We start from the raw sequence: 13,473 nt of genomic DNA, 5'->3' as shown, positions 1-13,473 counted from the left end.
TGATTAATATAGCCTTTCTAGTCATTGCGACTGAAACGGAGTGGAAGGAAGCAATCTCAGGGGTTTAGGAGATTGCTATCCTGACGGACTGCTGCGCAAACGCTGTCTATCGCAATGACAGCTATTCAATCGGATTTGATATGACTTGCTCAAGCGCAACTACGAGTCTGGATGTTGACGAGTGTTAATTTATTCTCTGCCTCCTAACTCTGTTCGCCTTCTGCGCAAAGAGCTGAAAAAAATTCTTCTGGACTATTATTGCCTGCCACCTGTTTCCAAATTTTACTAAACTCATCTTCTCCCAAGACTTTTAGTATCCGGCCGAAAGCTATTATATTTCTTCTAACCAACTGTTTATTATGTTCGAGGTCAATTTCTAAAGCTTGAATACGAATTTTCATTGTCTCAGTCCAATTTGCTTGTGCTTCTAAGGTTTTACCCAATTGATTGAGTGTAATTGAGACTCTGTACCAATCCTTTGCTGCATGAAAGACAGCAAACGCTTTTTGGAAATAAGCGGTCGCTTCATCAAACTGCCGTTGCTCATGTGCCACTCTTCCTAGTTGATGATATTCACCAGCAGCCTTGTAGAAATCCCCAGAATCTTCATAAATCTGCATAGCTCCTTGAAAATAGGCAATAGCCTTGGTAAAATATCGTTGCTTTTGTGCTACTATTCCTAGTTGGTGAAAGTCATAAGCAGCGTTGTAGAAATCCTCGACATATTTTCTAATTTGCAGAGCTTGTCGAAAATGTTTAATAGCTTCGGAAAACAGGCATTGCTCCTGTGCCACTCTTCCTAGTTGGTGATACTCACGAGCAGCATTGTAGAAATCTCCGGCATTTTCAAAAATCTGTATAGCTTCTTGGAAATTTTTAATCGCCTCATCGAACTGCCGTTGCTCCCGTGCTACCATACCTAGGTGGTGATACTCATCAGCAACATTGTAGAAATCTCCAGTATTTTCAAAAATCTGCATAGCTTCTTGGAAATTTTTAATCGCCTCATTGAACTGCCGTTGCTCCTGTGCCACCATACCTAGGTGGTGATAAGCAGCAGCTATCCTGCCATTAGCTGAGGAATCTTTGAGAGCAATTAATTCATCCAGAATTTCTTGATAGAGTGCTTTAGCTCCTTTCCAGTCAGCAACATCTAAGGCTTGGTTGGCATCCCCACCCCGCAAATATATCCAGAAATTAAAAGCATCTTTACCTTTTGGGTTTGCCTCTGTTAATTCTCTACCGAGCTGTTTAACTGCTCGTTGTTGCAGAGACCTAAGTTCAGGTTTACGAACCTGGCGTTTGTAAAGCTCCCCCAATGCTTGAAGAACTAACTGTGCTTTAGCCCATTCCTCTTGCTGCTCTGCTAATCGCAAGTTTTGCAATAGATTCGGCTCTTCAAATTGCAATACAAATGTTGCTAACTTAGCATTACCAATCAATTGTTGTTGGTAGTAATTCGCTAAATCTGCGTAAAAAAAAAGCAACCTTTTTTCCATTTTCTCAATAATCGCTTGAGCATAATTTTTCCCAAGTCTTTGGCGCAAGTACCAGGGAAGAGTGGGGTGTATTTCGTAGTAAGTTTCTCCCAAATACTCTATAATACCTGCTTCTACTGCTTCATTGAGAATTTTTAGCCAATCAGATTCTTGCAAGTTATTACCAAACACTGCCTGATATGCCTTTCCATTCTCACCATCACGATTTCCAGAAAATATTCCCAGCCATTCAGCATCAACACGCCCAGAAAAGAAACCCAAAAACGGCAAATGCTGACGCGCTCTATCAGACAATCTCTCAAAAGAATAATCCAACGAAACAGTCAAAGACTTATCTCTCCCTTCTCCCTCTGTATCTTTCAATCTATCCAACCCCTGTCGCAACCCATCAATCAACTGCTGCGGTGTCTCAGTTTTCAAATGTGGCAACACCACCCGCAACGACAACGGATGACCATCCAACAACTTCAACAACTCCAAATACTCTTCTGGCAACCCCTTCCGATCTACTCCCACCTGCTCCAAAATCTTACCTGCAAATTCCTGAGCATCCGACTGAGAAAGACCTTCCAATTTCAACAACCTGTAACCACATTCCAACCAACGCTCCTCACGGCGACTGGTAATCAAAACCCAAGTTTTCCCATTCCGCAACTTTTGCAGAAAATCTTTCAACTCTTCCCGCTCTGCTTCCGGCAACAACCCTTCATTTCCCGCAGGAAACCCGGCAACAGGTTCAAAATTATCCCAAATCAGCAGACAAGGTTGAGTTTGCAAATATTTCAAAACTGCCGCCTGCTGTTTATCAAAAGCATACTGGGAAAACTTATCCCCCCAAACTGCCCTACCAACTTGGTTAACAACCTGACTCAACCCCGCACCAGACTCAAAAGAACTAAAAATTATCTTCCCTGCACGACCTTGAGTATCTGCCAACCACCGGGCAAACCCACAGACTAACTCAGTTTTGCCAACTCCCCCAACACCTTGCAACAAGACAATATTATTTTGGCGAAACCCCCGCTCCAAACGCAAGATATCGTAGCTCCGCCCCACAAAACCATAAGCTCCAGGTTCCGGCAAATCTACCAAATTAGTGATTTTCGGCTCCTCCAGAAAATCATCCAAATCTGGAATATCCTCTGCATCCGTCGTCGTCGCCACAAACGGCGTGTAATTTTCCTGCTGATACAACACAGGCACCATCCAGTCAGCTAGAGGTAAATTACCCTTAACAGTTGGTCGCTCCCGTTTATTCAACATTTCCCGGCGCCCGGATGCCACCGCCCCATCCAGACTTGCACCATTCACCAAATCTTGATATAATCTGCCGATAAAATGTTTTGCACCTTCAGCATAAACACTATAACCCATTGCCACTACACCTTTAGCTCCCAGAGAAACTAACCGAGTTGCCACAGAAGAAAAACTACCTCCTCCCTCTTGAGCAGACTTACAAGCATTCAAAACAAAAATCGGCACGTTGCAGTCATTCAAGCTTTGAGCTATTTGGGCAGCAGTCACAATATCTGGCGTACCATCATCTTTTTCAAATACCAACACCCCTTGACCTTTACTACCAAAGGAATGCTGAAAACCTTGACTTTTCGAGTCAAAATTACCATGTCCGTCAAAATGCACAATGTGATAAAAACCTTTCTGAGCATTCAACTCCCGCTCCAACTGTTCAAAACTAGGAGGTCGTAATACTTTGAGATTAACCTGTTGTCGAATTGGTTGCAATACTTCCAACATAGGGCGAGCAATAGTCTGAAAACCAACATCGCGATCGTAAGGTCTGGCAATAACCAACAAAATATTCAATTTATCTTGAGGCATTGCTGGCATTTCTGCTCGCACGGCAAAATTACTCAAACTGCGATACATTCCTGCCAGAGAGGGAGCCAAAAATTGGTAATCTGGGGAATAAAGCAACTCCCAAGGTAAATTCAAAACTACTGGATCTTCCGAAGAAATAGCAATTTCACAAAATTCCAGTCTTTCTCTCGTAGCTTCCTGAAAAAATTCCCGTGTCTTCTCGTTGCTGCGAAATACCAACTCAAATAATTGTTGCCCCCATTCCTGCAACTTCGGTTCAATAATATTTTGTGCTTTATCGGGAAAAATGCCATAGGGAAATGCCAGATATTCTTCCAGATACCAACGCAAATCTGTCAGCGCTTGTTCGTCAAAAGGTTGATGGAAGGTGACACTAGGAGCAAAACGAGGATTAGCTTGTCCCCGTTGCCAAGAAAGTTGAATAGTGTCTCCTACATGATTAATAACTAATCTATTTTTAGCCATATCTTTTTGCTGAGATTTTAACTATCAGGTTGAATCAAGCTACTAAGAAACCGGGTTTATGCCTGATTATTTTTGTTCAACCAAGAAATTTAATAAACCCGGTTTCTGCATAAGTATTGAATCAAACCGCCAAGAAAACCGGTTTATGCCTGATTATCTTTGTTCAACCAGGAAATTTAATAAACCCGGTTTCTGCGTAAGTCCCGCCAAAATCAATATCTGCAATAATTTCTACATTTTCAATCAGTTATTTTCCTGTTAAATTGAAAAATTGATTTAATGGCCTAGGAGTTATTTTAATAGTGGACTGATATATCTAAAATGGTGCGTTACGACGGATTGTTAAATGGTTTTCACTGTCTATATTTTAGCCGTCTTTTCATGTCCGCTCTTAGCGGAAACGCACCCTACAAGTTTTGCTGGGAGTTATTTTAGTAATACAGTGAAAAATCTAAAAATGTAGGTTGGGTAGAACAAAGTGAAACCCAACAAAGTCAGAACTTACGCAAAGGCAATAATTGTATTTGAAATATCTAAAATAATCACCAAAAATACACAATAAGTAGTTTTGCATTCTAGTTGGGTTTCGGTTCCTCAACCCAACCTACGTTTATTGCCTACATATTATTTAAGAATCTGACCGATAAATTTGGCGTAATTGGTCGATAGTTTCCACAGTTTTGAAAGAGGCAAGAATTGTTTCTAAAACCTGAATATTTTCAATTGTATTAATCTCTGAAAATATCTCTTTTTCTGACTCGCCAAATTTCAATTCTAATCCGATTTCTATTCCAGAAAGTATTCCAGGTTGTTCACCTCTTTTAATTCCTCTTTATTCCGCAATTTGACAATAACATTGGGAATTTAACTCACCCATTCTACCCAAGGAATAGGAGCAATTCCAATTAGGCGTTGACTGCTAGTATCTACTTTTTTTATCATCATATAAATCTAGTTTATTCTGTCTGTTGAAAATTATCATAATTTTGTAGTTTGTCGTTGACTTTTTTATCTTAAATGTTCCTTTGAGAAAATGCTGTGACTATAGCAAAAATTAAGTCTCAAAAGCTCATATCTTATTTAGCTGAAACAATTCTGTAGCTTATGCTTTTAAGCTTTACTACATCCTATCCGCACCATTTTATAACAATTCCCAAAAGTAACGCCATACTTCGATAAAACTTCAACTATTAAGTAATTAGCTTAATTGAATTACTTTTTTATTAATTTAACCTAATTTAAAATTAATTACAACGTCCCGACTCGGATGCTTAGTCCCTACCTCCGACCCTACTTCCCTACTTCAATCAAGTGTAGAAAAATTTTTGAGAAATGGTATTAGATGTGTCGGTATTAGGATATCTGTCCTGACACTCTTAAGAAAAACAGTATATATTAATAATAGTAACAAATAAAACAAAAAACTTGACAATATCAAGCAACTATGATATTGAAAGCCAGAGGATTGAACAAAATGGAATTAAATTTAAGTATTAACCAACAAACATTAGAAGTTGTAGAATTAGGAGTTACTGAATATTTTCAACGCTCTGAAGGTCAATGGCATTCGGAAAGACGTTACTACACTTTACCTGAAGGGGATACCCAAGAAATAGTTAGTCACATAACAATCAAATTTTTAGAGCAAGGAAGTCCAGAGCTTATTGAATTAGCTCAACTCCATGAATTTGATAATCCTGAAACAGTAATGATTTGTGGTTCTCATGTCAGTTGGGTTAGTCAAGATTCTGTATCAGAAAAGAAACAGTCTGAAGGTTCAACAGTATTTGGGGTAAAAGGTTCAATTTTGTATCGCGATCGCGGTTTTGCGACAACTAAACCCATCATAGCTAAATATTACCTATCTGACCCTAACACATTATGTCTTAGAACGGAGTACAATGGGTCTGTATTTGAGGAAGAAATTAAACAAATAGGCCATAAATACCGGACACGGCAAACTATTATTTCCCGTGCTGGCGAACAAAAAATGATTGGTCAATATTTAGAAAAACGTATTTTAAATAATTAGAAAAGGTGAAGCGACGAAATTTTTTAGTCGGAGCAACGGCAATAACCTTAGCTGAATTTTTGGCAGGATGTGAAACACAAGCAGATTTAAAAATTAAACTGTTAAAAAACACTATTCCTGCTCAAATGGTGTCAAAATTTAAAGGGGAATTAACATCTTCCCCTAAGTTAAGTTTTCAACCTCAAGAAAGCTTGATTGAATTATTTTCTCTGCTGCAAAGTTGGCAGAGAAAACTTTTGTTAGAAAAACAGAATTTATCTGCAAATAAAACAGAAAATATAGATATTGCTAATCTGGTGACAATAGGAGATTATTGGTTAGCAAATGCTATTAAACAAGAGTTAATTCAACCTCTTAATTCTGAAGCTTTGCCAAGGTGGAATAAATTACCGAAAAAATGGCAAGAATTAGTCAAACGTAATAATCAAGGTTATGTTGAAACTCAAGGTAAAGTTTGGGCAGCACCTTATCAATGGGGTACAACTTTAATTGCTTATCGAGTTGATAAGTTTAAAAGTTTGGGATGGCAACCTACAGACTGGAGTGACTTATGGCGAGCAGAATTAAAGGGTAATATTTCTTTACTAAATCAAGCAAGAGAAGTTATTGGTTTAACTCTGAAAAAATTAGGTAAGTCTTACAATACTAAAAATATTGATAAGGTAGAGAATTTAAAATCGGAACTGGTTAAACTAAATCAACAAGTTAAGTTCTATAGTTCCGAGAATTATTTACAATCATTAATTATTGGAGATACTTGGTTAGCAGTTGGTTGGTCTAATGATATTTTACAGTTAGTAAAAACACGCAAAGACATTGCTGCTGTAGTGCCTCAGTCCGGAACAGCTTTATGGGCTAATTTATGGGTTAAACCTGTTGCTACTTCTGAGACTTCTTTAACAGAAAAATGGATTGATTTTTGTTGGCAACCCCAGATAGCTGAACAAATGTCACTATTAACTCAGATTACTTCTCCTATTTTACCAGGAATTAATACAAATGAATTAACTTCAGAAATTAACAATAATCCCCTTTTATTACCTTCACAGGAAATTATTGAAAAAAGTGAATTTCTCTATCCATTGACAGATAATACGATTGAACAGTATCGACAATTATGGAGAGAGATTCGTATGAATAGGGAGTAGGGAATAGGGAGTAGGGAGTAGGGGAAAAATTGATTAATAAGAGTACGATAATTTATTTTATTTTTTATTATTGGAAATTTTTATTATTGGAAATTTATGAAGACTTAGGCATAAACCGGGTTTATCAAGGAAATTTCGTGTCGAAAAAATACCAGCTTTTTTTATATATACCAAAAAGCTGAAAAAGTTAGCATTTTGGGCAGACAAGGAGAGAAAAATGAAATGATAAATATATCCGACTACCTCCTATATAATTCCTATTTTTCCTAATGACTCTCTACTCCCTACTCCCTACTCCCTACTCCCTACTCCCTACTCCCTAAAATTAAACAATATTGCCTCTAAATTTTGCAAAGCATCTTCAAAATTATCATTCACTAATTGTATATCAAACTCTGTAGCAGCCTCAAGTTCTTCAGTTGCTCGTTTGAGACGTTTAGCGATCGCCTCTTGCGAATCTTGTCCTCTCTTTCGTAACCTTTCTTCCAATTCAGCGGTCGAAGGTGGTAGAATAAATATTCGCAAAGCATCAGGAAAAGTATTTTGAATTTGTCGCGCCCCCTGTAGCTCAATTTCGAGTATCACTGACTTACCCTGTTTAATATTTTCAATCACTGGAAGAGTTGGTGTGCCATAAAAATTACCTGCATATTCTGCCCACTCTAATAATTCCTCAGTTTCAATCATCTGTTGGAATTTATCGCGGTCTACAAAAAAATAACTCTTTCCCTCTACTTCCCCTTGTCGAGGCGAACGGGTAGTAACAGAAATAGACAAAACTAATTCTGGATGGCGTTCTAATAAAGAGCTTAACAAAGTCCCCTTACCTACACCACTAGGTCCAGTTAAAACAATTAATTTACCACTTTGCATAATTTTCTATCATATAGCAGGGAATAGGGAAAAGTTGGAAAAACATTTCCGTCTTCTAAGTTTCATCATTAGTAATTTTCCTAACCAATTCTTTCTTGGCTTTAGTCCTAGCATCATTAATATTTAGTTATTAATAACTGATTGTGCAAAACCCAACATTAACTATTAAAACTTTAGTCATCTTTATGATTAAATATAAAGCGATGTGCTACTGTTTCAGGCTGAATTGAAGAAAGAATAACATGATTAGAATCTGTAATAATAACTGCTCTGGTACGTCGGCCATAGGTAGCATCAATTAATTGGCCTCTTTCCCTTCCATCACTAATTAGCCGCTTGATGGGAGCTGATTCTGGACTAACAATTGCAACGACGCGATTAGCAGAGACTATATTACCGAAACCAATGTTAATTAACTGGATATCCATGACAGATTACAATCAAATACAATAAACCTGTACGACTAGATCATCAATACAACATTTTTCACGCTACAGCGAGAAAAGACATGACAATTTTGATTTGGACAAATCAGGTTCTTTTGTACAACTCCTGTACGTTTTCCTCACAAAAGATACCTTACCTGACTCCTAGCGCAATTCAAAAGTTAAAATTCCCAACTCACTCACAGATGACTTTTGAGATTTAGCAATTTCCTAACCTAAATCTATAGCGATATAGTTTTTTGAGATACCAAATATAGCCTTATGGGTAAATCAGGAATCAAAAATAGAAAATTTAAAATCAAAAGTAATTATGACTAAGTTTTGAGATTTAGCAATTTCCTAACCTAAATCTATAGCGCTATAGTTTTTTGAGATACCAAATATAGCCTTATGGGTAAATCAGGAATCAAAAATAGAAAATTTAAAATCAAAAGTAATTTCTGGCTAAGTTTTGAGATTTAGCAATTTCCTAACCTAAATCTATAGCGCTATAGTTTTTTGAGATACCAAATATAGCCTTATGGGTAAATCAAAAATAGAAAATTTAAAATCAAAAGTAATTTCTGGCTAAGTTTTGAGATTTAGCAATTTTCCAACCTAAATCTATAGCGCTATAGTTTTTTGACATACCAAATATAGCCTTATGGGTAAATCAGGAATCAAAAATAGAAAATTTAAAATCAAAAGTAATTTCTGGCTAAGTTTTGAGATTTAGCAATTTTCCAACCTAAATCTATAGCGCTATAGTGTTTATAGGTTATGTTTAAACTTTAAAAACAAATATAATTAGATAATTATTCAAATTTATCAAAAATTGAGAAACTAAATTTAGATTTAGATAAAATTGAACATTTAACTTAGAAATTTTGATTCTAACCAGACTGTGCAACCTGTTGATTATACAACTCTTATGGCTTCTTGTTCCGAACTCCGCGCCCAATGGCTGCCGGCCAGGTTAGAACAAGTATATCAGCGCGATCGCTTTACCATTGCCATAGCCCTCCGAACCATAAAAAAAAGAGGTTGGCTGGATATTTCTTGGCATCCTCAAGCTGCCCGTATCTGTATTAGCGACCCTCCGCCCCGCATTCCTGATACATTTACTTTTAGTCAACAACTCAAACATCAATTAGGTGGGTTAGCCTTAATAACTATTGCTGAAGTTTCTCCTTGGGAAAGGGTTTTGGACTTCCAATTTGCGAAACGTCCTGGAGAAGCTCCTCTGTGGCATCTTTATGTGGAAGTTATGACTAAATATAGTAATGTTATTCTTACCACTGCCGATAATTTAGTTGTTACCTGTGCCCATCAAGTTAATAATCAACAATCTAGTGTCCGTCAAATTCAAACTGGTCAACCTTATGAACTTCCACCATCTCTGACTAACCCTATTCCTAACCTCCAAGAAACTCAAGAGCAATGGCAAGAACGAATTAGTTTAATTCCTCGTCCAGTATGGCGAAATGTAATTAAAAATTATCGTGGTCTGAGTAAAGCATTGGTAAAACCAATGATTGAAACTGCTGGTCTAGACCCAGAAAAATCTACAGATGACCTGAATTCTTCAGACTGGGAGAAATTATTTCTACTTTGGCAAAAATGGCTGAGAATTTTGGAAAAATTAGACTTTTCTCCTAGTTGGACATCTACAGGGTACAGTGTAACAGGTTGGGGAGCAATAGAATCTGTTAATACTGTCGGTGAATTAGTAAAGAGCTATTATACTCAACAGCTTAATCAGCAAGAGTTTCGTCAACTACATCATCAAATTAGTCAAAAACTTAATACTATTACGTCTAAGTTACAGCTAAAGGCCGATACTTTTACCGAGCGTTTAAAGCAGTCCGATGGGGCAGAATTGTTGCGATCGCAAGCCGATTTACTTATGGCCAATCTTCAAGAATGGCGATCGGGGATGAAAAATATCTCCCTTGCGGACTTTGAAACGGGGGAAGCTGTGATCATCAAGTTAGACCCAGAAAAAAATGCTGTGCAGAATGCCCAAAGTATTTATAAAAAGCACCAAAAGTTGAAAAGGGCGCGTATAGCAGTTGAGCCACTTTTGGCAGAAGTTCAAGCAGAAATTGATTATTTGGAACAAATAAACACTTTTTTGTCTCAGTTAGATAGTTACCGAAGTCCAGAAGATTTACAGACTTTGGAGGAAATTTGGGATGAGCTGATTCAACAAGGTTATCTTAACGCCCCAGAACATCATCACCAAGATAATAGAAAGGATACAGAATTTTATCGTTACCAAACTCCTGGTGGGTTGGAATTATTGATAGGTCGTAATAACCGTCAAAATGACTTGTTGACTTTTCGAGTGGCGGGAGATTACGATCTATGGTTTCATACTCAGGAAATTCCTGGCAGTCATGTTTTGTTGCGACTAGATGCTGGTGCAGTACCTGATGAGGTTGACCTCCAGTTTGTTGCAGATATGAGTGCTTTTTATAGTCGTGCGCGTCAAAGTGAAGTAGTTCCAGTGATTTATACCAAACCTAAGTTTGTTTATAAACCCAAGGGAGCCAAACCTGGCATGGTTGTTTATAAACAGGAGCAGGTTTTGTGGGGTAAGCCACAAAGTGCTGAAGTCCACATCACACAGAAGTGATTTTTTGTGGGTGTGTTAACATCCTCCTCAGCCTCAAGGTGCGGATATTCCTACCGAGGTTGAGCTTCCTCGGTGGTTTGACATTTCATTGGCTACTGCTTTTCATGTCGCGCAGCGAAACTTGACGGTAGTCTTACGCTGGCAGCCACGTCTGTTTTTTGTCTCAGACTGCCCACCCGCGACTAATATATTTATTGTTGCATTTTCATCATGGTCGTGTTTTGCACCATAGTTAATACCAATTCCCATGCATTAATGCTATACCTAGGGAACAGTTCAGTTATTAATTAATTAACACAGGCAGAATTACTTTTTTGCTAATTTTAGCTAAGTTAATGTTAATTATTCATATTTTTACTTCTCTGTACGGAAGTTGAATGCAAGGTCCCTACCTACTCCCCTGCTCAATAAAATGTAGAAAAGTTTTTGATAAATGGTATTATATATTCCCAATCTATAACTCAAAGGTATAACTTGCAACCTTTAAACCCACAGTAGGAAAAAGTTCGAGATGTTGGTTTCCAACGATTATAGCGGTTTTCCAAAATGTTGACTACAGACAAAATATAAGTATGTTTGAAGTTCAATAATTACCGAAAAGCGACGTTGAAAGCCCCCGTGTTTTAACCGGGGGATGAAAACAAGCGAGTCGTTTAGACTAGACAACTTTAGTTGTCCTGTGCTATAATTATCAATAAAAAGTAAGCAGAAGGCTAGGCATTGGCCTTAGCCGACTGTGTAGGGGCACTTTGACTTGTCCCCAAAGAATATATCTTTGGTCAGCTAAGAATAGACGAAGCAACACGGATTTATCCTGTTGCGTAGTATCAACTTAGAATCCCCTCGGCAAGAGCCAGGGGAGTAGTCAAAAACCTAATAGCTGTATTCTATGTTAATGAAAACCGCTATAATTACTCTGAAGTCACGACCATATTTTTCTGCTTTTCGTTCCAAAAAAAGTCGTAAATTTTCTCCATCCTAAATCACTAATACTTCTAGATAATTTACGATCTCTTGGGGGGCGTTCCCTCTCTTGGTCAGCGTTCCCTTGCGCCTGTCGGCGGCGCGGGGTCGCACCGCAAGCGAGCTGTCGGCGACGCGGGATATGACCGCTTGCGACTATCGTCGTCGGGGGGTCTCATCGCTTTTTCACCATGCCAGATACATTCAAATCTTCTAATACCAATTTCATAAAATATTGCTACAGTCATGACACAGGGAATAGGGAATAGGGAACACTTAACTGGGAAAGAAAAAAAGAATAAAAAAAATAGGAAAAAATGTTTGATTTTTACAATTTATGGAATTTATAATTTTTTATTGTAAGAATAAATCACATGTTTAAGATGTAACTTCCTATGGATGAATTTGGTATGAAATAATTCTTTGGTTTTTACTAATTATTGCAGACATAGCGATTGACAGTGGGGAAAATATCCCCCATAATACTTCTGGCCAGGAGGCAGATTCTCAAGCAAAAAAAATTCTCGTGAGTTTATCCTCGGTCTTCCCGACTTCCAACAGTTCACGCAGCGTCTGCGTCAAGAAAAGGCTGTTAAATTTTTTTTAATAAATTTCTCAATAGTTTGTTACAATAAGTACATACAACAAAGTGAGACCTATAACCCGCTAAACGCTGCGAACTTGGGAATGCGTAGCTAAAGGTTAATCTCACAGAAGTAACAACGGAATATTTTAAGACCTAGACCAGTTTTCCTAAACTGGTCTTTATTTTTTATTTAGGGCTGGCTGATTAACTATCAAAGCATTGACAGATCGAGGCAAGTCCCTTTTTGGGTCGAAAAAGCTAAAAAAGTTAGCATTTTGGGCAGAATAATTGCAGAAAAATCAAGGGATAATTCTTCGGACTACCTCCTCTATAATTCCTATTTATCCTGACTCCTACTCTTATCAAAAGACTTTTTCCGCAAACTCTATTTATTTATTATACCACAAAAAAAGCTTTTTGTAACACGATATCATCTGTAGAGAAAAAATAGTATCAATAAAGACCGAAATAGTATCAATTATATCTCATTCAAGGGTTGTTAGTAACGTATGATAAATTATAAACCCCTATACCGAGAATTTTATTGGTAATAACTTATGTTACATAATAGTCCAATTGCACTTCAAGAACACAAACAATACAATCATCAAAATTACAGATATCTACCAGAACTGAATGTTGAGGCAGTAAACCAGGAGCTTGGCCAAGCAGATGCTCATACTTTGGTGAAGTGGGGATATGAAACTTTTGGGGAAGGTCTGATTATGAGTACCAGTTTTGGTATCCAGGCTGCTGTTATGTTGCACCTAGTTACAAGTGTTGTACCTAATATTCCTGTTATCTGGGTTGATACAGGATACTTGCCAGCTGAAACCTATAGATTTGCTGAAGAGTTGACAGAACGACTTAAACTTAATCTGAAAGTGTATCAGTCCCCTATTAGTCCAGCTCGGATGGAAGCTTTATATGGCCGACTTTGGAATGAAAAAGATGTTGATGCTCTCAACCGCTATGACCAAATACGCAAGGTAGAACCCATGCAAC

At 37.7% G+C, this 13,473-nt stretch carries 10 protein-coding genes; 4 read left to right on the top strand and 6 right to left on the bottom strand.

Going from position 1 to position 13,473, the window contains the following annotated elements:
- Positions 1–203 precede the first annotated feature (203 nt).
- Together F6K22_RS12995 and F6K22_RS12990 are read right to left on the bottom strand one after the other, a co-directional pair.
- Entirely contained in the window at positions 204–3,803 is a 3,600-nt protein-coding gene (locus F6K22_RS12995; protein WP_293098033.1) for a tetratricopeptide repeat protein, read from the bottom strand.
- Positions 3,804–4,431: 628 nt separating this feature from the next.
- A complete protein-coding gene (locus F6K22_RS12990; protein WP_293098031.1) occupies positions 4,432–4,575 on the bottom strand; it encodes a hypothetical protein in 144 nt (47 codons plus the stop codon).
- A 702-nt stretch (positions 4,576–5,277) separates the two neighbouring features.
- Here F6K22_RS12990 and F6K22_RS12985 point away from each other — a divergent pair.
- On the top strand, positions 5,278–5,835 hold the full coding sequence (locus tag F6K22_RS12985) for a phycobiliprotein lyase (RefSeq protein ID WP_293098028.1): 558 nt from the start codon (positions 5,278–5,280) through the stop codon (positions 5,833–5,835).
- A 5-nt stretch (positions 5,836–5,840) separates the two neighbouring features.
- Positions 5,841–6,983, top strand: a complete 1,143-nt coding sequence (locus F6K22_RS12980; RefSeq protein ID WP_293098026.1) for an extracellular solute-binding protein — start codon at positions 5,841–5,843, stop codon at positions 6,981–6,983.
- Positions 6,984–7,295: 312 nt separating this feature from the next.
- Here the strand turns inward: F6K22_RS12980 and gmk are convergent, their stop codons facing one another.
- Both gmk and remA read right to left on the bottom strand, forming a co-directional pair.
- A complete protein-coding gene (gene gmk / locus F6K22_RS12975; protein ID WP_293098024.1) occupies positions 7,296–7,856 on the bottom strand; it encodes a guanylate kinase in 561 nt (186 codons plus the stop codon).
- Between the two features lie 173 nt (positions 7,857–8,029).
- The gene (remA, locus tag F6K22_RS12970; protein WP_293098021.1) at positions 8,030–8,284 is read right to left on the bottom strand and encodes an extracellular matrix/biofilm regulator RemA; all 255 of its coding nucleotides are present in this window, start codon (positions 8,282–8,284) and stop codon (positions 8,030–8,032) included.
- Positions 8,285–9,185: 901 nt separating this feature from the next.
- Between remA and F6K22_RS12965 the strand changes: the two genes are divergently transcribed.
- Positions 9,186–10,919, top strand: a complete 1,734-nt coding sequence (locus F6K22_RS12965) for an Rqc2 family fibronectin-binding protein (protein ID WP_293098019.1) — start codon at positions 9,186–9,188, stop codon at positions 10,917–10,919.
- Positions 10,920–11,021: 102 nt separating this feature from the next.
- Here the strand turns inward: F6K22_RS12965 and F6K22_RS12960 are convergent, their stop codons facing one another.
- Together F6K22_RS12960 and F6K22_RS12955 are read right to left on the bottom strand one after the other, a co-directional pair.
- Entirely contained in the window at positions 11,022–11,168 is a 147-nt protein-coding gene (locus F6K22_RS12960; RefSeq protein WP_293098016.1) for a hypothetical protein, read from the bottom strand.
- 788 nt (positions 11,169–11,956) lie between these two features.
- Complete coding sequence (locus F6K22_RS12955; protein WP_293098013.1) at positions 11,957–12,130, bottom strand: hypothetical protein; 174 nt, start codon at positions 12,128–12,130, stop codon at positions 11,957–11,959.
- Between the two features lie 895 nt (positions 12,131–13,025).
- Between F6K22_RS12955 and F6K22_RS12950 the strand changes: the two genes are divergently transcribed.
- The coding region (locus F6K22_RS12950; RefSeq protein WP_293098010.1) for a phosphoadenosine phosphosulfate reductase domain-containing protein at positions 13,026–13,473 on the top strand (448 nt) is incomplete at its 3' end.

It is taken from the genome of Okeania sp. SIO2F4 (genome assembly GCF_010672385.1).
Classification (GTDB): Bacteria; Cyanobacteriota; Cyanobacteriia; order Cyanobacteriales; family Microcoleaceae; genus Trichodesmium.
The sequence above is the reverse complement of the archived record's forward strand: the minus strand, read 5'-3'. Positions and strand labels throughout refer to the sequence as shown.

Coding starts and splice junctions, on each gene's coding strand:
- F6K22_RS12995 (WP_293098033.1), bottom strand. CDS start 3,803: ATGGCTAAAAATAGATTAGTTATTAATCATGTAGGAGACACTATTCAA.
- F6K22_RS12985 (WP_293098028.1), top strand. CDS start 5,278: ATGGAATTAAATTTAAGTATTAACCAACAAACATTAGAAGTTGTAGAA.
- gmk (WP_293098024.1), bottom strand. CDS start 7,856: ATGCAAAGTGGTAAATTAATTGTTTTAACTGGACCTAGTGGTGTAGGT.
- remA (WP_293098021.1), bottom strand. CDS start 8,284: ATGGATATCCAGTTAATTAACATTGGTTTCGGTAATATAGTCTCTGCT.
- F6K22_RS12960 (WP_293098016.1), bottom strand. CDS start 11,168: ATGGGAATTGGTATTAACTATGGTGCAAAACACGACCATGATGAAAAT.
- F6K22_RS12955 (WP_293098013.1), bottom strand. CDS start 12,130: ATGACTGTAGCAATATTTTATGAAATTGGTATTAGAAGATTTGAATGT.